Annotated in this window: 21 protein-coding genes; 4 read left to right on the top strand and 17 right to left on the bottom strand. The window is 65.7% G+C overall.

The annotated features are described in order from the left end of the window. Nucleotides 1-10: 10 nt before the first annotated feature. The 9 genes from DOM66_RS15380 to DOM66_RS15340 form a co-directional block, all read right to left on the bottom strand. Nucleotides 11-1,495, bottom strand: coding sequence for a tripartite tricarboxylate transporter permease (locus DOM66_RS15380; RefSeq protein WP_110676041.1), 1,485 nt, complete (start codon nucleotides 1,493-1,495; stop codon nucleotides 11-13). Between the two features lie 9 nt (nucleotides 1,496-1,504). Beyond that, the gene (locus tag DOM66_RS15375) at nucleotides 1,505-2,032 is read right to left on the bottom strand and encodes a tripartite tricarboxylate transporter TctB family protein (RefSeq protein WP_110690780.1); all 528 of its coding nucleotides are present in this window, start codon (nucleotides 2,030-2,032) and stop codon (nucleotides 1,505-1,507) included. 286 nt (nucleotides 2,033-2,318) lie between these two features. Beyond that, nucleotides 2,319-3,524, bottom strand: a complete 1,206-nt coding sequence (pcaF, locus tag DOM66_RS15370; RefSeq protein WP_110690779.1) for a 3-oxoadipyl-CoA thiolase — start codon at nucleotides 3,522-3,524, stop codon at nucleotides 2,319-2,321. Beyond that, complete coding sequence (locus DOM66_RS15365) at nucleotides 3,524-5,638, bottom strand: 3-hydroxyacyl-CoA dehydrogenase NAD-binding domain-containing protein (protein ID WP_110676035.1); 2,115 nt, start codon at nucleotides 5,636-5,638, stop codon at nucleotides 3,524-3,526. The genes pcaF and DOM66_RS15365 overlap by 1 nt, the downstream gene beginning before the upstream one ends. Further along, nucleotides 5,631-7,745 carry an acetate--CoA ligase family protein gene (locus DOM66_RS15360; protein WP_110690778.1) on the bottom strand — a complete coding sequence of 705 codons (2,115 nt, stop codon included), beginning with the start codon at nucleotides 7,743-7,745 and terminating at the stop codon, nucleotides 5,631-5,633. Before DOM66_RS15360 ends, DOM66_RS15365 begins: the two co-directional genes overlap by 8 nt. After that, nucleotides 7,742-8,539, bottom strand: coding sequence for an enoyl-CoA hydratase/isomerase family protein (locus DOM66_RS15355; protein ID WP_110676031.1), 798 nt, complete (start codon nucleotides 8,537-8,539; stop codon nucleotides 7,742-7,744). Before DOM66_RS15355 ends, DOM66_RS15360 begins: the two co-directional genes overlap by 4 nt. A 187-nt stretch (nucleotides 8,540-8,726) precedes the next feature. Next, nucleotides 8,727-9,722, bottom strand: coding sequence for a tripartite tricarboxylate transporter substrate binding protein (locus tag DOM66_RS15350; protein ID WP_110690777.1), 996 nt, complete (start codon nucleotides 9,720-9,722; stop codon nucleotides 8,727-8,729). 230 nt (nucleotides 9,723-9,952) lie between these two features. Beyond that, nucleotides 9,953-11,287 (bottom strand): MmgE/PrpD family protein, encoded by a 1,335-nt coding sequence (locus DOM66_RS15345; RefSeq protein WP_110690776.1) that lies wholly within the window; start codon nucleotides 11,285-11,287, stop codon nucleotides 9,953-9,955. Between the two features lie 395 nt (nucleotides 11,288-11,682). Beyond that, entirely contained in the window at nucleotides 11,683-11,976 is a 294-nt protein-coding gene (locus tag DOM66_RS15340; RefSeq protein ID WP_110676025.1) for a DUF1330 domain-containing protein, read from the bottom strand. 86 nt (nucleotides 11,977-12,062) lie between these two features. Here DOM66_RS15340 and ribB point away from each other — a divergent pair, with 86 nt between their 5' ends. Further along, nucleotides 12,063-13,226: a 3,4-dihydroxy-2-butanone-4-phosphate synthase gene (ribB, locus tag DOM66_RS15335; protein ID WP_110690775.1), complete on the top strand. Its 1,164-nt coding sequence runs from the start codon at nucleotides 12,063-12,065 to the stop codon at nucleotides 13,224-13,226. Here ribB and DOM66_RS15330 read toward each other — a convergent pair. The 6 genes from DOM66_RS15330 to DOM66_RS15305 form a co-directional block, all read right to left on the bottom strand. Further along, nucleotides 13,211-13,786, bottom strand: a complete 576-nt coding sequence (locus DOM66_RS15330; protein WP_110690774.1) for an NUDIX hydrolase — start codon at nucleotides 13,784-13,786, stop codon at nucleotides 13,211-13,213. The two genes, ribB and DOM66_RS15330, sit on opposite strands and share 16 nt — an antisense overlap. Continuing rightward, a complete protein-coding gene (locus DOM66_RS20015) occupies nucleotides 13,783-14,520 on the bottom strand; it encodes a GntR family transcriptional regulator (protein WP_110676019.1) in 738 nt (245 codons plus the stop codon). Before DOM66_RS20015 ends, DOM66_RS15330 begins: the two co-directional genes overlap by 4 nt. Before the next feature lie 110 nt (nucleotides 14,521-14,630). Next, nucleotides 14,631-15,140, bottom strand: coding sequence for a flavin reductase family protein (locus DOM66_RS15320; protein ID WP_110676017.1), 510 nt, complete (start codon nucleotides 15,138-15,140; stop codon nucleotides 14,631-14,633). Between the two features lie 16 nt (nucleotides 15,141-15,156). Next, nucleotides 15,157-16,638, bottom strand: coding sequence for an aldehyde dehydrogenase (locus DOM66_RS15315; protein ID WP_110690773.1), 1,482 nt, complete (start codon nucleotides 16,636-16,638; stop codon nucleotides 15,157-15,159). Next, nucleotides 16,635-17,465: an alpha/beta fold hydrolase gene (locus DOM66_RS15310; protein ID WP_110690772.1), complete on the bottom strand. Its 831-nt coding sequence runs from the start codon at nucleotides 17,463-17,465 to the stop codon at nucleotides 16,635-16,637. The genes DOM66_RS15315 and DOM66_RS15310 overlap by 4 nt, the downstream gene beginning before the upstream one ends. Nucleotides 17,466-17,482: 17 nt before the next feature. After that, nucleotides 17,483-18,076: an amino acid synthesis family protein gene (locus tag DOM66_RS15305; protein WP_110676012.1), complete on the bottom strand. Its 594-nt coding sequence runs from the start codon at nucleotides 18,074-18,076 to the stop codon at nucleotides 17,483-17,485. A 283-nt stretch (nucleotides 18,077-18,359) separates the two neighbouring features. On the opposite strand from DOM66_RS15305, the gene DOM66_RS15300 reads away from it, so the two are divergent. The 3 genes from DOM66_RS15300 to DOM66_RS15290 all read left to right on the top strand — a co-directional run bounded on the left by DOM66_RS15300 (nucleotide 18,360) and on the right by DOM66_RS15290 (nucleotide 21,431). Further along, nucleotides 18,360-19,937 (top strand): BCCT family transporter, encoded by a 1,578-nt coding sequence (locus DOM66_RS15300; RefSeq protein WP_110690771.1) that lies wholly within the window; start codon nucleotides 18,360-18,362, stop codon nucleotides 19,935-19,937. A gap of 28 nt (nucleotides 19,938-19,965) precedes the next feature. Further along, nucleotides 19,966-21,006: an LLM class flavin-dependent oxidoreductase gene (locus DOM66_RS15295; protein WP_110690770.1), complete on the top strand. Its 1,041-nt coding sequence runs from the start codon at nucleotides 19,966-19,968 to the stop codon at nucleotides 21,004-21,006. Nucleotides 21,007-21,242: 236 nt separating this feature from the next. Further along, on the top strand, nucleotides 21,243-21,431 hold the full coding sequence (locus tag DOM66_RS15290; RefSeq protein WP_110690769.1) for a hypothetical protein: 189 nt from the start codon (nucleotides 21,243-21,245) through the stop codon (nucleotides 21,429-21,431). A 63-nt stretch (nucleotides 21,432-21,494) separates the two neighbouring features. On the opposite strand, the gene DOM66_RS20010 is transcribed toward DOM66_RS15290, so the two are convergent. Further along, nucleotides 21,495-21,617, bottom strand: a complete 123-nt coding sequence (locus DOM66_RS20010; protein ID WP_280951267.1) for a hypothetical protein — start codon at nucleotides 21,615-21,617, stop codon at nucleotides 21,495-21,497. A 36-nt stretch (nucleotides 21,618-21,653) separates the two neighbouring features. Next, a complete protein-coding gene (locus DOM66_RS15285) occupies nucleotides 21,654-22,289 on the bottom strand; it encodes a peroxiredoxin (protein ID WP_110676004.1) in 636 nt (211 codons plus the stop codon). Nucleotides 22,290-22,451 lie beyond the last annotated feature (162 nt).

The raw sequence follows: 22,451 nt of genomic DNA, 5'->3' as shown, positions 1-22,451 counted from the left end.
GCGTCCGGTGCTAGACCTGCGCCGCTTTCTTGAAGAAGGACTTGCGCAGGCGCGGCAGGATCAGCGAGATCACCATGATCGCCAGCAGCGTCGCGCTGATGGGATCGGTCAGGAACGTGGTCATGTCGCCATTGGCGATCGAGACTGCGCGGCGGAAGTTGGTCTCCAGCATGTCGCCCAGCACCAGGGCGAGAATGATCGGCGCCAGCGGAATATCTACCTTGCGTAGCAGATAGCCGATCAGGCCGAACGCCAGCGTGATGAAGACCGGGAAAATGGCGTTCTCTGTGGCATAAGCGCCCATCAGGCTGATCCCGGCAACGATGGCTGCGATGATCGGCCCCGGGATGTCAGACACCTTGGCCCAGAAGCGAGCCCCCGCCAGACCGATGATGATCATCACCGGCACTCCGATCCAGAGTGAGGCGAAAATCGTGTAGGGGATCTCCGGGTTGGTCGCGAACAGCAGCGGTCCGGGTTGAATGCCTTGAATCATCAGCGCGCCGATCAGGATCGCGGTGGTCGGCGAACCGGGAATGCCGAGTGCCAGCAGCGGCGCCAGCGCGCCGGATACGGCGGCATTGTTGGCGGTTTCCGAGGCCGCCACACCCTCCAGGCTACCCTTGCCGAAGCGCTCGGGGTGACGCGAGCTCTTCTTGGCCACGCCATAGGACGCGAACGAAGCGATCGAGGCGCCCGCACCAGGAATGATCCCGATCACGTAACCCAGAATGGAGCTGGTCAAGAACACGCGCTTGAGCTGGGTGAACGTGCTCAAGGGAACCGCGAACAGCCCACTCATGGGCTGGCTCTTGACCGAACCCGCCGCGCCTTTCTCGATCATGAACAGCACTTCGGAAAGGGCGAACAGCCCCAGTAGTACCGGTACCAGCGGCAGGCCCTCGAAGAAGTCCGGGTGATAGCTGAAGCGCGGCACGCCCGTCTGGGTGTCGAGCCCGATGGTCGCCAGGCCGAGCCCCAGGCCCATGGCGATCAGCCCCTTGAGCAGCGAAGGCGAGAGGCTGGAGACCAGGCTCAGGCCGAGCAGCGCGAGCGCGAAGTAGGCCTCCGGGCCCAGGGCGAGGGCATACTCCGACAGCGGCACGGCGGTGAAGAAGAGCAGGACGGCACTGACGAAGATGCCCACACCCGAGGAGATGATGGAGACGTTCAGCGCCAGGCCGGCCTTGCCCTGCTGCGACAGCGGGTAGCCATCCCAGGAGGTGGCGACCGCCGCGGCGGTGCCCGGCGAGTTGAGCAGAATCGCCGAGATCGCACCGCCATATTCGGCGGCGACATACAGGGCCACCAGGGTGACGATGGAGACCGTGGGGTCCATGCCGTAGGTGAATGGAATCATCAGGGCGACGCCCAGGCTCGGACCCAGCCCGGGGATGGCCCCGATGAGATAGCCCAGGAGCGCCCCGCCGAGCAGACCCACCACGACCAGCGGGTTGGCGAAAGAGCCGAATCCGACCAGTATTTGATCAATCATCTGATGCCCTCAATCGAAGTAGACGCCGAGTGCCATGACGAAAATGGCGTAAATGGCGGCGGAGAACAGGGGAGGAATGATCGCCAGCATCGTCAGGCGTCGTTCGCCTGCGACCCACATGAGCAGGAATGAGAACAGGGCGATCGTAATCAGCGGCCCTGCCGTCTTCAGCAGCGTGGTCTCGGCGATGAGGATGGCGACGGCGGCCAGCACCGACAGGGGGCGGCTGAATGCCAAACGCTCCTGGGGCGTTCTGCGCGGCTTGATGAAGAGGCTGATGAACAGCAGACCCAGAAGCAGCAGCAGGTTGATGACGGCGATGATGAGCGGGAATCCGCCGGGACCCACGTGTGGGCTCGGTACCTGAACATGAAGCCGATAGGCTTCGCTCAGATAGAAGATATCGACAGCGATGAGCAGCAGATAGATCACGACTTCTGCCAGAGATTTCTTGATCGTCAAGGTCTGATCGCGATCGTGATGGTCATCGACATCGTTGCCGATTCGGGAGGGGGATTTTACGGCCTCTACGGTCATGAGGAACCTCCACAAGACGTGATGGTGGTATCGTTCTTGTTGCCATTCGGGCGAGGCGAACGCGCGCTCTTCGGCGCCAGGATGGAAACACCGCCGAAGAGATAGCGCTACTATGGGGGATGCGGCCGACTCGGATCGACTGAGGATATGTCAGGGAGGTCTGGCCATACTGTTGGTCACATTTTCGACCAATGGCTACTGGCCAATCGTGACGCCCAGTGGGCGCCGCGTGACCGCTGAACTCGCCCGGTCCGGCGACACGGGGCGCCCCGCTTGCAAGGCGACCTCAGCACCGCTCGATCAGTAGCGCCACGCCTTGACCCACGCCCACGCACATGCTGCACAGCCCGTAGCGCCCACCGCTGGCCTCCAGCTGATGCAGCGCGGTGGTGATCAGGCGTGCACCGGAGGCGCCCAGTGGGTGGCCGATGGCGATGGCGCCGCCGTTGGGGTTGACGCGCGGGTCGTCGTCGGCGAGTCCCAGCCGGCGGCCTACCGCCAGCGCCTGGGAGGCGAAGGCCTCGTTGAGCTCGATGGTGTCCATCTGCTCGAGGCTGAGCCCGGTCTGGGCCAGCAACTTCTCGATCGCCGGCACCGGGCCCATGCCCATGACCCGCGGTGCCACCCCGGCCGTCGCCATGCCGACGATGCGCGCGCGTCCGACCAGGCCGTGCCGGCGGGCACCCTCGGGCGTGGCCAGCAGCAGCGCACAGGCGCCATCGTTGATACCCGAGGCGTTGCCGGCGGTGATGCTGCCGTCTTCGTGCGTCACGCTGCGCAGCTTGCTCAGCGCTTCCAGCGTACTCTCCGGTCGCGGATGCTCGTCGCAGGTGAACGCCAGGTCGGGCTGGCCGCGCCGGCTCACGGTCACCGACATCAGCTCCCGGTCGAAGAATCCGCGGGCGTGGGCGGCCTGCCAGCGCTGCTGGCTGCGCAGGGCGAAGGCGTCCTGATCGGCGCGGCTGACACGCTCCTCCTCGGCGACGTTCTCGGCCGTCTGCGTCAGCGGATCGACGCCGTAGCGTGCCTTCATCGCTGGATTGATCAGGCGCCAGCCAATGGTGGTGTCTTCCAGGGTCTGGCCGCGCGAAAAGGGCTTTTCGGCCTTGCCCATGACATAGGGTGAGCGGCTCATGCTCTCGACGCCGCCGGCCACCATCAGTTGAGCCTCACCGCAGCGCAGGGCGCGGGCGGCACTGCCGACCGCATCCATGCCGGAGCCGCACAGACGGTTGAGGGTAGATCCCGGGACTTCGAGCGGCAGCCCGGCGAGCAGCGCGGCCATGCGTGCGACGTTGCGGTTGTCCTCGCCGGCCTGGTTGGCACAGCCGTAGATCACGTCGTCGACCCGGTGCCAGTCGAGCTCGGGGTGGCGCTGCATCAGCGCCTGTATCGGCAGGGTCGCGAGATCGTCGGCACGGATGCCGGAGAGGGCGCCCTGAAAGCGCCCGAACGGGGTGCGGATGGCGTCACAGATCCACGCTTCTGACATCACGTCTTGCTCCTGTTGGCGGGTTCGGAAGGCCCTTGGGAAGATTCTCGAGAACACGCCGTGGACAGGACGGCGGGGTCACCGGCCACATGGCCCTGGCCGCTCGCCCGGGCGAGCTGGTCGAGGGCGGTGGCAAGGGCCTCTGCGGGCATCTGGCGGGCGATGAACACCGGCCCGCCGCGCCAGCGCGGAAAGCCGTAACCATTGACCAGCGCGATATCGATATCCTCGGCACGGCGACAGACACCTTCCCCGATGACCAGCAGCGCCTCGTTGATCAGCGCCGCCACCACGCGTTGCTGGATCTCGCTGGCGCTGAATGCGCGCGGCTCGATACCCTGCGCCTGGCGATAGGCGTCGATCATGGACATCACCTCGGGATCTTCCGAAGGCTGCAGCGAATCGTCGTAGCGGTAGTAGCCCTGGCGGGTCTTGCGTCCGAAGCGGCCGGCCTCGCACAGGCGGTCGGGCAGACCGACATAGCGCCGGTCAGTGTCTGCCGCGGCAGTGGCCTGGCGCATCTTCCAGGCGATATCGAGTCCGGACATGTCGGCGACCTTGAATGGCCCCATGGCGAAGCCGAACGCCTCCAACGCGGTGTCGATCTGCGTCGGGGAGGCGCCCTCTTCGAGCATGAACTCACACTGCCGGCGGTAGGCGGCATAGATCCGGTTGCCGACGAAGCCCCAGGCATTGCGGACCACGATCGGTGTCTTTTTCAGCGCCTTGGCGAAGGTGTGCGCGGTGACCAGCGTCGTGTCGTCGGTACGCGCAGTGGCGACGATCTCGAGCAGGGGCATGCGATCCGCCGGGCTGAAGAAGTGCAGCCCCAGCACCCGCGATGGCTGCGCGACCTCGGCGGCGATCGCGTCGATATCGAGATACGAGGTGTTGGTCGCCAGTAGCGTGTCGGACGAGGTCAGCCGCGACAGCTCGGCGAACAGCGACCGCTTGATCTCGAGATCCTCGACGATCGCCTCGATGACCAGATCGGCCTGCTCGACGCCCGCCAGTTGAGTGCTGCAGGCCAGACGCGACAGCAGCTCGGAGAGCGGTGTGGCGGTGGTACCGTGCCGCTCGATGAGCTGTTGTTGCGCCTTCTCGATCCGCTCGACGCCAGCGGCCAGCGCCTGGGCATCGCGCTCTATCAGGTCCACTCGATAGCCGGCGCGCAGCGCGGCCAGAGCGATGCCGCTGCCCATGGTTCCGGCGCCGATCACTGACACCCGTGTGAGCGTCGCCGGCGCGGCGGTGAGCTCTGCCAGCGGATTGGCACGCTCGGCGAAGAACAGATAGCGCAGGGCTCGGGCGGCCTCGCTGTCGCGCAGTGCCAGAAAGCGTTCGCGCTCGTGTGCCACGCCTTCGGCGAAGGGCGTGCGTGTGGCGATCATCACCGCATCGGCGGCCTCGGCGGCGGCGGGCAGGCCGCGTTGTCGACGTACCTGCTGCGCCTGCAGGCGTGCGCTCTGGTCGGCATCGAAGGGGGGCACCGACCGCGCACTGACGCGGCGCTTGTCCGCCGGCATGCGGCGCGCGAAGTCGAGCGCCGCGACCTCCTGGTCGGCGCGCTCGGTGGTGTCCAGCATCTGGTCGACGAGCCCCCACTGGTGAGCCGTGGCGGCGTCGATGGGCTTGCCGGCAACGATCATCGTCAGCGCGTGATCGACCCCCACCAGCCGCGGCAGGCGCTGGGTACCGCCGGCCCCCGGGATGATGCCGACATTGACCTCCGGCAGGCCCAGACTGGCGCCGGGGGTTGCCAGGCGCGCGTCGCAGGCCAGCGCCAGTTCGAGCCCCCCGCCCAGCGTATGGCCACGGACCACGGCGACGATCGGCAGCGGGAACGCCTCGAGTGCCTGCGTGACCTCGGGTAGTGACGGTGCGGTGGCGGGCTGGTCCAGTTCGCGCAGATCGGCCCCCGCCATCAAATGCTTGCCGGCCCCCTGCAGCACCACTGCGCGGACGCGCTGGGTGTCGATTGCCGCCAGCGCGTCGAGGATGCCCTGGCGGATACGTTGGTTACCGCTGTTGACCGGTGGATTGTCGAGGGTGACCACGGCGATGTCGTCGACGTAGTCGAGCTCGACCCGTGGCGGCTGGTGCGTATCAGGCATGGGCGATCTCCTCGCCGGCCGCTGCGGTGGCGGTCGTCACCAGCACGGCGTCGGCGGCCACCACGCCTTCCCCCTCCGGCAGCACGAACAGAGGGTTGATCTCTGCCGTCACCAGGCGCTCACCCAGCGCTGCGGCCAGCGTGGAGAAGTCGACGATCGCCTGCGCCAGTGCCGCGGTATCGCGCGGCTCGGACCCGCGGTATCCGGCTAGCAGCGGCCAACTGATCAACTGGCGCATCATCGCGTGGGCCTGATCCAGGCTGAGCGCCTGGCCGTCGGGCAGCAGATGCAGGGCCGTGTCCTTGAACAGCTCCGCGGTGACGCCGCCTGCCCCGAGCAGGATCGAGGTGCCGAGCGCATCGCGGTTGGCGCCCAGGATCAGCTCGAAGCCGCCCGGTACCATGGCTTCGACGAGGAACCGCTGCGGCGTGTGCCCGGTATGCTCGGCGACCGCCTGCTGCATGCGCGTCAGGCGCTCGGCGATGGTGTCGGCGCCGAGATTGAGCGCCACGCCGCCGATGTCGCTCTTGTGCAGGAGCGTACCGTCGAGCACCTTGAGCACCACCGGCGTAGCGATCTCGGCGGCGGCGTGCGCCGCCTCCTGCGGCGTGGTCACCGTGCGGCTGGCGGGAACCGCGATGCCATGGGTGCGGAATAGTTGCTTGGCGCTCGCTTCGTCCAGCGACCCTTGGGGAGTGTCCGCCATCGCCGGCGTGACGGCGGCGGCCGGGGCGGATGTCACCCGCGTGGAGGTGACATGGATCGCCTCCAGCGCTGCGCTGCAGCTTTCCGGTGAGCTGAAACCGGGGATGCCGGCGCGGTTCAGGCGTTTCAGCGTCTCCGGTGCGTGCGGGCTGACATACGCCAGCACCGGCTTGTCGCTGAGCGCCAGATTGGCCTGGATGGCACCGACGACCAGGTCGGGCATGGCCAGACCGGAAGAGCCGATGATCACCACCAGCGCATCGTAGGTCTCGCTCTCCAGCAGCGTACGAATCGCCTGACGCAGCAGATCGGGCTGCAGGCCAGCCAGTGTGACGTCGATCGGATTGCGGTCGAGTTCCGCCGGGGTGTCGCCCTGCAGCTCGCGCAGGCGCGCGGCGGTGGCCTCGTCCGGAAGCGGCGCCTCGAATCCCTTCATGCCCAGGCTGTCGGCGATCAGCGTACCGGCGCCGCCGGTGGAAGTCAGGATCGCTACGCGGCGCTTTTGCATGCGGCGGCCGGCGGTGAGTACCGCGGGGATGTCGAGCAGCTCGTCGAAGGTGTCGGCGCGCACGATACCCAGGTCACGGAAGAAGGCGTCGTAGACCCGGTCCTCTCCGGCCAGCGCACCGGTATGGGAGCTGGCCGAGCGTGCGCCGGCCTCGGAACGGCCGATCTTGAACACCACCACCGGCTTGCCGGCGGCCCGCGCACGTTCGGCGGCGGCACGGAAGCGCGCCGGGTGGCGGATGCTCTCGAGATAGAGGGCGATCACCCGGGTGTCGGGGTCGTCGACCAGATGATCGATGAAGTCGCTCACCTCCAGGTCGACTTCGTTGCTGGTGGAGACCAGGGACGAGAGTCCGATACCGCGGCCGGCGGCGCGTGACAGCAGCGCGCCGAGGATACCCCCGCTCTGCGACACCACGGCGATGCCACCTCGCGGCAGCTCGCTCACTTCGAGGGCGCCGCTGGCCGACAGCGGAATGCCGGCGGAAAGGTTGACCAGGCCGATGGTATTGGGGCCTAGCAGGCGCATGGCACCGGCGGCCTGCTTGAGCTCTTCCTGCATCGCCAGGCCCGAGTCACCCGCCTCGGCGTAGCCGCTGGCGAGCACGATTGCTGCGCGGCACCCCAGCGCCGACAGCTCGCGCACCGCCTCGATACTGTGGCGGGCGTTGAGCAGGACCAGCGCGACATCGGGCGCCTTGGGGAGGTCGGGAATGCGCGCGTAGCACTTCAGCCCCTGGATCTCGCTCGCCTTCGGGTTGACGGGATAGATATTCCCCGAAAAACCGTGCTTCAGCAGATACGAGATCGGGCGACCGGAGGTCTTGTGAGGATCGGCCGAGGCACCCACCACGGCCACACTCCGGGGGTTGAGCAGGGCGTCGAGCTGGCTCATGCGGTGGCCTCCTTGGCGCGTGCCAGAAATGCCTGGACAGAGTCGCGATGCTCGCGGGAGGTGTAACAGATCCCCTGCGCCTTGCTGCCCTCGGCGAACACCTGCTGCTCGGAGAGCTCGTAGCTACGGTTGAGAATGGATTTGGTCAGCGCCGTGGCGGTGCGCGAGCCGCGACTCATCTGGGTAGCCATCGTCAGCGCGCTCGACAGCAGCGCATCGCCCGAGCAGCGCTGATCAGCGATGCCCAGGGCGAGTGCCTCTTCGGCCTCGACGCGGCGGCCGCTGAAGATCAAGCCCTTGGCGCGGCTGAGCCCGACTCGGCGCGGGAGGAAGTAGAGGCCACCGCCGTCGGGAACCAGCCCGCGCGCGATATAGGCCCAGGTAAAGGTGGCGGCATCGGCGGCGATGACGAAATCGCAGGAGAGCGCGAGGTCGGCGCCCAGCCCCGCGGCGGCGCCGTTGACTGCCGCCACAGTGGGAATCGGCAGATTCAGCAGCAGGCTGGCCGCGTAGTGCACGCCCTGCTGGCGTTCCCAGCCGTTGAAGCCGACCGTGGCCGGGTCGGCCTCCATGCGCTGCTGCATGCCGGCGATATCGCCACCGGCGCAGAAACCCTTGCCCTTGCCAGTGAGCACCAGGGCGCGGATCGAGCGATCCTCGCGGATGCGCTTGAGTTGCTCGACCAGTTCCGCACGCATGGCATCGCTCATGGCGTTGCGCTTCTCGGGGCGGTTCAGCGTCAGAATGGCGATGTCATCCTGCTGCGAAAATTCGATCAATTGACTCTGTGACATGAACAATCCTCTGATGCAGTGGGGGCGACGACACGCTGACAGGGTGTGTTACGGGTCGGTCGCGTGGTGGCGGGGTCGCCGCGACGGCGAACCCGGTCGTCTTGGCCCCAGGAACGGTGGCAGTCGATGTGTGAGTTGGTCGGATGGCGTGGGGGCAGGCCGCGGCGCGGGTGCGCCGCGGCAGGTCTCACTTGACCCCGGCTTTTTCCAGCGCGACCTCGGCGGTGTCGCTCATGCTGTAGATGAACTTCTTGTAGGCCTCGGGGCCCATCCATGAGTCGATCACCCCGGAATTGCGCGCGTACTGCTGGTAGTTCTTGTCTTTCATCGCCCTGTGGAAGGCGTCCGCGATCTGCTGCTGGGTCTCTTCGGGGATGCCGGCCGGACCGAACACGCCTCTGACCTGGACCCAGTCGTTGTTGACCTGATAGCCCTGCTCTTCGAAGGTCGCGACGTCGGGGAGTGCTTCCAGGCGGTCCGCGGCTAGCACGCCCAGACCATGGAGGCGGCCTGCATCGAAGTAGGACTGGGCGCCACTCAGATTGGACATGCCGACATCGATATGTCCGCCCAGCACTGCGGCGACGATATCGGGGGTAGCGTTGAAGGCGACCCATTCGAACTCGACACCGGCGGCCCGTTCGAGCATGGAGAGCGCAATGTATTGGGTGGAGCCGATCGAGCCGAAACCGCCCACACTGATCTTCTTGTCGCTGCGTTTTGCCTCCGCGATCAGATCGTTGAGGTTGCGGTAGGGCGAATCTTCGGCGGTCCAGATGAGGTTGGGGTCGACCTGGGTCGATGCGATCCAGGAAAAGTCGTCCAGGCTGAAGACACCCTTGAGATTGGTCAGCATGCCGGTCAGCGGGGTCAGGGTGTTGATTCCCAGTGTCAGGCCATCAGGCGCGGCGGCACGAACCCGCGCCAGCTGTGCGGCACCGGCGCCGCCAGGCGAATTGATGACCACGACCGGCTGGCCGATTTCCGGCTCCAGCGACTTTGCCAGAGTCCGCATGAAGACGTCGGAAGAGCCGCCAGCCTTGGTGTGCATGACGACCTTGACGGGGCCGGAGGGCCAGGTCTTGTCCTGAGCCATGGCCGTCGAGCCGATGACGCCAGCGAAGGAGAGGGCGGTGGCCGCCAGGACGACGGCTGTCTTACGTAGCAAGTGTGAAGTCTGCATGGCGTGTCTCCGTTATTGTCGCTTGTGGAGTTATCGATGTCCGATGGACTCGGCAGCAGATTCACACAGCAGACGTTCACGGCGCGACCGACGATAAGTCAGGACAGAGCCAAGATATTTTTAGAGTTTCTTCGGGTGTTTATTGCCTGATTTATTCAATGAGACTTTGGTCTATGACAAGAGTGGCGCGCCGGCTCACCTCTTGCGGCGCGTTGAGAGTCAGGTGGATATCACACCAGCGTCGCCGGCATCTCGTGGGTGTCGAGGATCTTCCGCTTGAGCGCCTTGCTGGCGTGTTTGGAGAGAACCTGCTGGCTCAATTCGTCATATTTGGCGATGAGTTCTTCCAGTGACAACGGGTTTTCGGGGTCGCCTTTGCGGCACGTCTGTAGGTGCGAAAAGGTTTGTCCATCGGTGGTCGTCAGGTGAACTCTGGCCATTCTTTGCGTGGGATAGTGCGCCGATAATTCGCGGTCTTCCTCTACGCTGATGCGTTCCATCAGGGCGCGAATATCGCGGCGGACCAGGGTCTCGGGCGCGAATGCCTCTAGGCGCAAGCGCCGCGTGAGCAGATAGGTCGCCAGACTGTACTGGAGGCTGAAGCGTGCTTCCTGCGGGGTGGTCGGCTCGGGCCGGTCGCACATCTGGTGCGTGGCTGCGTAACCCTCGACATGAATGTGCGTGATCGCTTCCACCTGCGTCCCGGTGGTGGCGAGCAGCGTTGCCAGCCCGTCGATGGCCGGGAAGATGTGTCCGCAGCAGCCGTGCGCCTTGATCGTCATGCGCGTAATGGGCGTCCACTCGCCGATACCGGCGAGCGCGCGCTGCCAGTCGCCGGGCGAGTCGCTGGTGGCCGCGGCGAATCCTGCCGGCGCCTCCAGACTGGCGAGAGAGGCGGTGACCCCGTGGCTGGCGGCATAGCCGGCGAGCACCCCTGCCTCGGCGGCATGGCCGGCGTGCAGCGGCTTGGCCATGCCACTGCCCTGCAGGTTCTGCTGATGGCCTGCGGCGAAGCTGCTGGCGAGAGCCACGGCGTGAGCGATTGTCTCAGCGTTGCCGCCCAGCAGCATGGCGGTGGCAGTGGCGGCTCCCAGGGTGCCGACTGTCGCCGTGGTGTGCCAGTAACGATAATGACTGGGCTGAATGGCGAGCGCGACACGACAGCCGAGCTCGTAGCCACCGATGATTGCCCGGTGCAGCGCTTGTACCTCGGCGCCGATCTCCTGGGCCACGGCCAGCGCAGCGGCGATCGTCGGGCTGCCGGGGTGATAGCCGCCGTCCTTGAAGATGTCATCGAACTCGACGGTATGGCTGGCGGTAGCATTGACCAGCGCCGCATAGCGCGGCGAGCGGTGGGTGCCGTCGACATAGCTCACGGCATTGCCCTGACAGGGGAGGGCGGAGAAGGCGCTGGCCAGCAGGGTAGCCGGCGCCTGAGTGGTGCCGGGAAGGGTCGTGGCGAACCAGTCGAGCAGCGCCTTGCGTGTCGCCAGTGTCACCTCGTCGGTGAGTGCCGCGGTGTTCCAGTGATGTGCGGCTGTGGCCAGCGTTTGAACGATTGACATCTCTCTCTCCCCGAAGATGACCGAAAGCCCGGCAGCACGCGGTAGAGCCGCGTCCGGGCCATGTCCGCAGCAGCGTGACCCAGCTTCACCGGTACGAGAACTGACAATTGTTTAAGCCAGCACTGCGTTCTGGTTAGTAGGGGATTGTCGATGAACGCCACAGGCGATGCCGGAGCCGTTCCTGCGGCCTTCGGGTGCCAAGCCATCATGGCACGCGGATGTCAGGGTAGGTTTTCTCGGTCTTGGATACGCCGTGCTCGACATCAAATTCTACAGGCTGACTCAAAGATTGGAGCCCTGCAGGAACTCGTGACGGGACTACGTCGAGGTGGCTATCCATTGGGTGAGCCAAGACGGCGGTCGTGCTCGAGTCTGCACACCGAAATGGCTTTTCGTCAGGCGGGCACGATGGTGATATCGACCATCGCGGCATGACGCCGCGCGGCGCGCGCCTCGCGATATTCTGCGGAGTGATAGCAGGCCAGTGCCTGTTCCAGGCTCGGGAACTCGAAGATCACGCAGCGTTCCGGCGTCTGGCCGTCGCGACTCTCCAGCACCTGGGGCTGATCACTGCGTACCAGCAGGCGCCCACCGTAAGCCTCGAAGGCCGGGGGGGCCAGCTGCTGGTACATCTGGTAGCGCTCGCGTTGCGTGATCTTGACCGTGGCGATCCAGTAAGCCTTGGGCATGTCGCTCTCCGTCGATTGCTTTTTGTATTATGGTATGCCAAAACGAGTGGGAAGACATCTCTTCTCCCCACTGACTGGACCACGCCATGACTACCAAGCCGCTCACCTGCCGTGACGACACGCCTTTCGATACGATCGAAGAGATCATCGCCGACATGCGTGCCGGGAAAATGGTCCTGATGGTCGATGACGAGGATCGCGAGAACGAGGGTGACCTGGTGCTCGCGGCGGATCATGTCAGTGCCGAGGCGATCAATTTCATGGCCCGCCACGCCCGCGGGTTGATCTGCCTGACGCTGAGCGGAGAGCGCTGCGATCGTTTGGGGCTGCCGCTGATGGTGCGCGACAACGGCTCCAGCTTCACGACCGCTTTCACGGTCTCGATCGAGGCGCGTGAGGGCGTCACCACCGGCATTTCTGCCGCCGATCGTGCGGCCACCGTGCGTGCCGCGGTGGCGCCCGATGCCAGCCCGCGAGATCTCGTCAGCCCGGGGCATATCTTTCCGTTACGTGCCCAGCCAGGGGGCGTGCTGCAGCGCGCGGGGCATACCGAGGCCGGCTGTGACCTGGCGCGCCTGGCGGGCCTGGAGCCAGCCGCGGTGATCGTGGAGGTGATGGAGGAGGATGGCAGCATGGCCAAGCGCGACTCGCTGCTGGCCTTCGCCCGGCAGCATGGGATCCGCATCGGAACCATCGCCGACCTCATCCATTATCGCTCGAGTACCGAGCAGACCATCGCCAGCGTCGGCCACCAGGCGCTCGACACCGTGCATGGCCGGTTCGAACTCTACAGCTTCGCCGATAGCGTCGACGATGAGGTTCATCTGGCGCTGATGATGGGCGCGCCCGATGCCGAGCGCGCTTTTCCGGTGTATGTCCATGTCACCGATCCGCTGCGCGATCTGGTCGGGGCGCGGGCGCCCGGCGCGCCGCTCGGCTGGACGCTGTGGCAGGCATTGGAAACGATCGCCGCGCAGGGCGAGGGGGTGGTGGTCATCCTCGCGCATCAGGACTCGCCGGCGTCGTTGCTGTCACGGGCCGTGCACATACAGCAGGGTGACCTGACCAGGCTGCGTCGCGACAAGGCGCGCACCGGCACGGGATCGCAGATTCTGGCGCGGCTTGGCGTGACGCGGATACGACTGCTGGGCGCGCCGGGCCCCTACCGCGGGTTGGCGGGGTTCGGGCTGGAAGTGGTGGATACGCTGGCGCCGCAAGGGGCAGAGGATGGCTCTCAAGAGATGAAGTGAATGTGCCCGCTTTCCATGCTGCCACTGTAGACGCCGTGGCGGCCGGTAAGGCCTTCGTCGAAGTAGCGCGTGAGAATCTGGCCGATGGCAGGATAGAAGATCTCCTGCCACGGCAGATCATTGGCGCCGAACCACTGCACTTGCAGGCTTTCGGGGCCAGGCTCGGTCTCATGGGCGACCAGGGTGGCGCGGTAGATCAAATAGATCTCGTTGGTCGGCGGGACGCTGAAAATCGAGTAGGGGGAGCGGATCTCGACCCGCATCCCGGTCTCTTCCATCACCTCCCGCGCGGCGGCCTCTTCGACGCTCTCGCCGTGCTCCATGAACCCCGCCGGCAGTGTCCAGCGCCCGACGCCGGGCGGAATGCCGCGCTGGCACAGCGCGATGCGCCCGCCTTCATCGATGATCGCGCCGGCGATGACGCGCGGGTTGTCATAGATCAGGTGGGCACAGGCCGGGCAGCGTAACCGCAGGTGGGTATCGCCCGGCGGCACGCACTGCTCCAGCGGCGCATGGCCGCACTGGGGGCAGTGGCGGGCGGCGGGGTGGCGTGGATTCACGGCAGGTTCTCGACCGGTAAGGGTGGGGTGATGGGGTCGGCGCTGACACCGTCGCGCTCGGCCAGCATCTCCAGTGCGACGAGGCTGGCGGACTCGATATGGGCGACACACGCCTGATGCGCCGCGGCGGCGTCACGTGCCCGAATCGCCTCGACGATGCGCGACATCTCGCGAAAGCTCTCGCGATAGCGCCCCGAGCGCGAGACGGTGGTCGCACGCAGATAGCTCACGCGGGCCTGCAACTGGGCCAGCAGCTGCCCGGCGACGCGGTTGCCGGAGCCGTCGTAGAGCACGCCATAGAAGGTACTGACCGCTTCCACGATGGCATCCGTCTTGCCGCTGCGCAGATGCGCCTTGAGCACCTCCCAGGCGGCGTCGAGCTGAGCCATCTGCACGGCTGTCGCCTTCTGGGTGAACAGCTGCACGATCAGGCTCTCCAGGCTGCAGCGCAGTTCATAGATATCGCGGGCGTCCTGCAGCGAGATCACCGCCACGCGTGGCCCGCGGGTGCCGCACTGCTCGACCAGGCCTTCGGCCTGCAGATGACGCAACGCTTCACGTACCGAGGTGCGGCTGACGCCGAGGCGTTCGCACAGGTCGCGCTCGACCAGGCGGTCTCCGGGCAGGAACTGAAAGTTCATGATCGCTTCGCGGAGCTTTTCGAGGACCATTTCGCGCAGGGTGACCTGGGGGCGGGTGACCTTGAGGCTGTCGTCCATGGGGGTTCTTTTCATCGCTGACGTGTCCCTGGCGTCCGATTGAGCGAGCGAGAGGCCGCCGTCGGCAGGGCCGACGCACGCGCCTCGAGAGCTCGATCTTAGCATGGCGCCGGGGCCCGCCGCGGCTAGCCGCACGGGCGCGTGGTCAGCGCCTCGGGCAGTCGGCTCATCATGCCGCGGCAGTAGAGCAGCGGGTCGGGGCTGTCATCGCACAGCGTCAGGTGCTCGACTTCGCCGACGATGATGGCGTGGTCGCCCCCGGGATAGTTCTCCCATAGCCGGCACTCCAGGTAGGCGGCAGCGCCGGCGAGAATGGCATGTCCCCGCGGCGAGCGCTCCCAGGCGATGCCTGCGCTCTTGTCGGGGCGCTTGGAGGCGAAGCGGTAAGCGGTCTCTTCCTGGTCGTGGCCCAGAATATGGATGGTGAAGCGCCCGCTTCTGCAGATCACCGGATAGGAGTCCGATGTCAGGGCGGGGCAGACCAGCACCAGGGGCGGGTCCATGGAGACGGCCGAGAAGGCGCTGGCGGTGAAACCGACCAGGCGCTCCTGCTCATCCAGGGTGGTGACGACGGTGACGCCGCTGGGGAACGAACCCAGTACGCGCTTGTAGTTGTCGCTAACGCTCAGGGTCATGACGGTCTCCTCTCTCTCAACGCATGACGAAGGGGTCTGGCATCGGCTCATCGGAGAGATTGATCCAGATCGTCTTCAGTTCGGTGTAGTCCTTGACGCTGTCCGGGCCGCACTCGCGGCCGTAGCCGCTGGCCTCGAAGCCGCCGATGGGCGCCATCGCCGAGACCGCCCGGTAGGTGTTGACCCACACGATGCCGGCGCGGATATCGCGGCTCAGTCGGTGCGCCCGTGCCACGTCGCGGGTCCAGATGCCCGCGGCCAGGCCATAGTCGGAGTCGTTGGCCAGCGCCAGGGCTTCGGCCTCGTCGCGGAAGGGCATCACCACCATCACCGGGCCGAAGACCTCTTCGCGCACGATGCGCGCCTGCGGATCGCGGGTGAGCAGGATGGTGGGCTGGAAGTACCACCCCGCGGCATCGCCCGGGGGGCGGTGGCCACCGGAGATCAGCTCCACGCCCTGCGCTTCGGCATCGCGTACGCGGCGCTCGACCGCTTCGAGCTGGGCCTGGGTCGCCATCGGGCCCATCTCGGTCGCGGGATCGTCGGGGCGGCCGATGACGATGGTCTCGGCGCGCCGGCGCAGGGTCTCCAGCAGCGCGGGCAGGGCCTGTTCCTGGACCAGCACCCGCGAGCCGGCGACACAGCTCTGCCCGGCAGCGGCGAAGACGCCGGCGACGATACCGTTGGCGGCGCTGTCGAGATCGGCGTCGGCAAAGACGATGTTGGGCGACTTGCCGCCGAGCTCCAGCGATAGCTGGGCGAAGTTCTCGGCGCTGCCACGGACCACATGACGGGCGCTCTCGGTGCCCCCGGTGAACGCGATCTTGCGCACTTTGGGATGGCGTGTGAGGGCGGCGCCGGCGGTGGCGCCGTAGCCGGTCACCAGATTGACGACGCCCGCCGGGAAGCCGGCGCGCTCGACCAGCCGCAGCAGTCCGACCAGGCTGGCGGAGGCGTGCTCCGAGGGCTTGATGACCAGAGTGTTACCCGCTGCCAGCGCTGGCGCGAGCTTGATCGCGGTCAGATAGAGCGGGCTGTTCCAGGGAATGATGGCAGCGACCACGCCCAGCGGCACACGCACCGTGGCACCGAACATGTCGGGCTTGTCCAGCGCCAGGGTATCGCCGGTGACCTTGTCGGCCATCCCCGCGGCGTAGCGGAAGAAGGCCGGCAGATAGGCGACCTGGCCGCGGGTCTCGCGGATCAGCTTGCCGTTGTCGCGGCTCTCCAGCTGCGCCAGCGTCTCGGCTTCCGAGGCGATCAGGTCGGCCAGGTGGTTGAGCATCTGGCCACGGCGCGAGGCAGTCAGCGTCGGCCATTCGCCCTGTCTGAAGGCGCGGTGGGCACTCTCTACCGCGCTGTCGATATCTTTCTCGCCGGCATCTGGGAAGCGGCACCAGGGCGCGGCGGTGACCGGATCGAAGCTCTCGAAAGTGGCGCCGTCCTGCGCATCGCACCACTGTCCGTCGATGTACATCTGCATGTGCTCGAGGGTCATGACTGCATCTCTCCACGCGAGTGAGCGGAATGGTGGATCGTGAGGAAGTTGGCGATCAGCTCGGTGGCGACGCGTGGATGCTCCATCACGAACATGTGCCGCATGGCCGGCAGAATTCGGCACTCGGCGTTGGCCAGCCGCTGGCTCAAGCGCCGGGCCATGGCCGGGGTCGAGCCCGGGTCGTCGTCGCCGGTGGCGACCAGAACCGGCACATCGATCTGTGACAGACGGTCGCGACCGACGTTGTGCTCGCTGCCGAACAGCGCATAGCTGACGGTGTAGCCGTCTGGATCGTTGCTGGCCACCATGTCGCGAATGCGCGCGATGGCCTGTGGATGAGTGGCGCGGTAGGCGGGGCTGAACCAGCGCTCGATGGCGCTATCGACGTTGGCAGCCGGGCCCTCGGCACGCACCTGTGCAAGGCGTTCGCCCACGCCCTCGACCTGGCTCGGGCTGCGCTCGAAGACGCTGGCCAGAATCACCAGCGCCCAGCAGCGCTGGGAGTGATCCAGCGCCATCAGCCGTGCCACCAGGCCACCCATCGAGAAACCGACGATCGCTGCCGTGTCTATCTGCAGGGCATCCATCAGCTCGCAGGTCTGGGCGGCGTAATCCTCGAGCGTGCAGCCGGAGGGCGGCCGCGGGCTCGCGCCATGGCCCAGCATGTCGTAGGCGATGACGTCGTAGCGCTCGGCCAGCGCCGCGAACTGGGCCGACCAGATCGTGGCATCGAGACCGACGCCATGGATCAGCACCACGCTGGGGCCATGGCCCGCCCGCCAGTAGCGCGTGCCCGCTGGCGTCTCGCGCGCCTGGTGGGTGTGCATGCTCGCGTCCCGGGAACTCATTGTCCGGTATCACCCTCCGCCGCAAGCTCCTCGAGGTCCTGGTAACGGTTGCCGATCCGCGGATGCAGACGGCCGCCGTCGGCGGCACCCAGCGCGACCACGATTTCGTTGGCGCGGGGGGCATCCTCGATACGCATTTCGAGCGTGATGTAGTGCGAGCGGAAGCCCTCGTCGTCCTTGTGCATCATCGGGATCTGAATGGATGTGCCCGGGGCGCCGCGCTTGTTGGTGAAGCTGAGATAGCTCTGAGCGTTGACCGCACGACGGTAGTGATTGCCGAAGCGCAGCGTATGGATGATCGCCGAGGCGTGCTCGATCTCGCCCTCTGCACCCACCACGGCCGCCTTGCCGTAGGCCTCGATGGTATCGCCCGGCATCTCGCGCAGAAGGCGCGCGACGATCTCTTCACCCAGCGCCGAGCAGTGCTGCCGAATTTCGGGCTTCAGGTCCTCGACGAAGCCCCGGCCGGCCCACGGATTGGTCACCACGGCGGCGATACCCAGCATGGTCACGGGTTTGTCGCCGGCGCGGCCGCCTTCGATGAAGGTGGTCTCGCGGTAGCTGACGATCTTGCGAATCTCGAAACTCATGGCGCTCTCCCTTGAGCTGGTGAACAGGCCGGCGCGCGGCACTGCGATCGTTTTTATTCTTGGCATACCATAATACAGAAAGTCAAACCCCATGAATCGACAGCGAATCTCGCGGCAGACCCGAATTGAACTTTGGTATCAGGGGGCCTTTTTTGAGGTGACTGGATGTCTCTCTGAGTTTAAGGTTTTGTATTACGGTATACCAAAATCCAAAAAACAATGATGCGCTTCGGCTGACAGCGGTGGGACCGGTTCGGCTCGAGGCTCCCGACAGGAGAGGCAGATGCACGACACGCGAGAGGACATTCCTCGATCCGGGCCGTTGGCTGGCGTCGACGTCACGACCACGGTGGCAGCGACGACCATGGTCATCGCCTTCATTCTCTTTACCGTGCTGATGCCGGATACGGCTCAGGCGACCTATACCTCGATCAAGAACTTCATCACCCAGCGGCTGGGCTGGTACTACATCGCCACCGTCAACCTGGTGCTGCTGGCGGCCGTGGTGCTGATCCTCTCTCCATGGGGCGGCATCCGCCTCGGGCGTGACGAGGATCGACCCGAATTCAAGTGGTTCAGCTGGTTCGCGATGCTGTTCAGCGCCTCGGTCGGCACCGGCCTGATGTTCTTCAGCATCGCCGAGCCACTCACCCATATGCAGGGCAATCCGTTTCAGCGCATGGCGGGGATCGAGGCGGGATCACTGGCCAGTGGCGAGCAGGCGCTGCAGATCACGCTGTTCCACTGGGGCCTGCACGGCTGGGCGATCTACATCCTGATCGGAGCCATGCTCGGCTACTTCTCCTATCGGCGCGGCCTGCCGTTGACCATCCGCTCTGCGTTCTATCCGCTACTGGGACGCCACATCTATGGCCCACTGGGTCATGCCATCGATCTACTGGCGATCTTTGCCACCCTGTTCGGCACCGCGACCACGCTGGGGCTGGGGGTGGCGCAGATGAATGCCGGGCTCAACCAGCTCTTCGGCTTGAGCATCAGCACCACGCACCAGGTGGTTCTGGTGGTGATCGTGAGCGTGCTGGCGACGCTGTCGGTCGTCTCGGGGCTGAAGAAGGGGATTCGGCTGCTGAGCGAATGGAACATCCATCTCAGCATGATTCTGTTCGCGTTCTTCATCATTGCTGGGCCCACGCTCTTCCTGCTGACCACCTTCGGCAAGACGATCGGCGGCTATCTGCTCCACATGATCCCGATGGGGCTGTGGGTCAATACCGATCCCAGTGACCAGTGGCAGAGCTGGTGGACCCTGTTCTATTGGGGCTGGTGGCTCTCCTGGGGCCCGTTCGTGGGCATGTTCATCGCGCGGATCTCCTACGGTCGCACCATTCGGCAGGTGCTGCTCGGTGGCATGGCGGCGTCGCTGCTGGCGGCCGGAGCCTGGATCGCCATCTTCGGTGGTACTGCGCTGCACCTGCAGTTCTTCGCCGGCGTCGATCTGGCCAACCTGGCGTCGAAGGATCTCGCCTCGGTGCTGTTCCACACCATCGACTCCGTCGCCGGTGGCGCGCTCGGCACCACCATGATCGGCATGGCGACGCTGATGATCATCACCTGGTTCGTCACCTCGGCCGACTCGGGAACCCTGGTGATCTGCACCATCCTCTCCCGCGGGGAGGCGCATCCGCCGCAGCTGCAGCGTGTCTTCTGGGGGCTTTTCCTCGGTGCGACCTCTGCCGTCCTGCTGGTCGCCGGTGGGCTGCAGGCGCTGCAGACCGCGGCCATCGCCTCCGCGCTGCCTTTCTCGGTGGTACTGCTGCTGATGTGTTTCTGCCTGTTCAAGGCCCTGATCGAGGACGGCCGCAGTCCCAGCCCGAAACGCTACGCATCCTCGCAGCAATGACCACATCACGTTCACCTTGGAGGCAATGATGAAGTTCTCTCTCTTTCTGCACATGGAACGCTATCAGGACAAAGAGTACCGGCAGCTGTTCGAGGAGCTGTGCGAACTGGCCCAGATCGCCGAGCAGGGCGGTTTCGACAAGATCTGGATCGGTGAACATCACGGCATGCAGTACACGGCGTCGCCCAGTCCGAGCCAGCAACTGGCCTACCTGGCGGCCAAGACGTCGCGGATCCGGCTGGGCGCCGGCACCTTCATCGCGCCGTTCTGGGATCCGCTGCGCCTGGCCGGCGAAGCCGCCATGCTCGATGTGATCAGCAACGGCCGTCTCGAGTTCGGGATCGCGCGCGGTGCCTACCAGTACGAGTTCGACCGCCTGGTGCCCGGCATGAAGGCCTCGGAGGGCGGTGCCGCGCTACGTGAGATGGTGCCGGCGATCAAGGCGTTGTGGCAGGGCGACTACGCCCATGAGGGCGAGGTCTACCAGTTCCCTACCAGTACCTGCGTGCCCAAGCCCCAGCAGTCGATGCCACCGATGTGGATCGCGGCGCGCGACCCCAGCTCGCACGAGTTTGCGGTCGCCAATGGCTGCAATGTCATGGTCACGGCGCTGATGAAGGGGGACGAGGAGGTGGCCGACCTGGCGGACAAGTTCGATACTGCCTGCGCCAAGCATCCTGAGGTGCCGCGGCCTGAGCTGATGCTGCTGCGCCACACCTATGTCCACGAGGAAGACGATCCGGAGGGCTGGAAGGTCGGTGCCGAAGGGCTCAACCGCTTTTATCGCCACTTCCTTGGCTGGTTCAAGAACGAGTCGCCGGTGACCGATGGCTACATGCCCCCGGTCAGCCCCGAGAGCGTGGCCGACAACCCTGAATTCACCCTCGAGAGCCTGCATCGCAACATGATGGTGGGGACGCCGGACGCCTTGACCGAGCGCTTGCGCTATTACGAGTCCCTGGGCATTACCGAGTACAGCTACTGGACCGACAATACCCTGTCGTTCGAGGAGAAGAAGCGCTCGCTGGAACGCTTCATTCGCGACGTTATGCCGCGCTTCGCGGCCTAGCAAGCCAGCGCCCGGGCTCGGTTGCACGGGCGCGGGGTGTCGTGGCCGCCGATGGGCCGCGACACCCGCTCTCGATCTGCTCACGCGGCTGGTGCAGGAGGGCGGCTCGTCGGGGGCGTTCGAGCTCATCGATGGCCCGCATACCGATTATCGATGCCTTCAATTTTCCGTCACACTTTCGTGATTATATCCTTGCTGCCAATCCCCCCAGTACCTCTCTTGCAAGGAGACGCAGCGTGAAAATCTCAGGGCGCATCAAGGCGTTGATCATCATGGCCGTGGCTATCTACGTGGTTGCCCACGTAGTGCGTGTCATGGTGATGATGCTGGCGCGCCCGGCCATGCTGCGTCTGCCGGCCCGCGAGGCGCGGCCGCGCCTGACCAGCGCCGAGCGCAAGGCCCTGAAGTCCTGCTCACGTTGCTGAAGCCGTTCTGCTCGCACTGTTGAAGATGTGCCGTTGATCGCTCTGCGCTCGCCGACTTTTTGATCATTCGCCGAGTGCTGGCTGGCGTTCGCTGCGGGCGCTATCCAGCAAGGCGGAATCGGGAAGCGAAACCGGCAGGTGAAACAGCGAGATAAAAAAACGCCCGCGCTCATCGAGCGCGGGCATTTTTCTGTGGCTTGTTGGTGCGCCTGGGCAGCCGGTTTACTTGTTGGGCTGCTTGGTCACGCGCAGGTAGGGCTTCTTCTCGTCCCAGCCGTTGGGGAACAGCTCCTTGGCTTTCTCGTTGTCGATCGACGGCACGATGATGACGTCGTCGCCATCCTGCCAGTTGACCGGGGTGGCGACCTTGTAGCCGTCGGTCAGCTGCAGGCTGTCGAGCACGCGCAGGATCTCGGAGAAGTTACGCCCGGTGCTGGGCGGATAGGTGATGGTCAGGCGCACCTTCTTGGCCGGATCGATGATGAACACCGAACGCACGGTGTTGGTGCCGCTGGCGTTGGGGTGGATCATGCCGTAGGCCTCGCTCACCGAGCGGTCGGCATCCGCCAACAGCGGGAAGTTGAGGCCGCAGCCCTGGGTTTCCTCGATGTCGCCGACCCAGCGCTGGTGGTCGTCCAGCGGGTCGACCGAGAGACCGATCGCTTTGGTGTTGCGGCGCTCGAACTCCGGCTTGAGGCGCGAGACCTCGCCGAGTTCGGTGGTGCACACCGGCGTGAAGTCGGCCGGGTGGGAGAACAGGATGACCCAGCTGTCGCCGGCCCACTGGTGGAACGAGATCGGCCCTTCGGTGCTCTCCTGGGTGAAGTCCGGGGCGGTATCGCCGAGCTGTAACGCCATGACACTCTCCTGTTTGCCTGTTGACCTGGGGTGGCCGTGAAGCCGGAATCGGACGCTCATCATGACGCAGCGCCGAGAAGGTGTGAAACAACCGCTGGCGCTAACGACATGCCCGACATCCCGGGCGGCAGCGCCGGCCCGGGATGTCGTTCTCTTTCTGAA

The sequence above is a fragment of the Salinicola endophyticus genome (genome assembly GCF_003206575.1).
Classification (GTDB): Bacteria; Pseudomonadota; Gammaproteobacteria; order Pseudomonadales; family Halomonadaceae; genus Salinicola; species Salinicola endophyticus.
The sequence above is the reverse complement of the archived record's forward strand: the minus strand, read 5'-3'. Positions and strand labels throughout refer to the sequence as shown.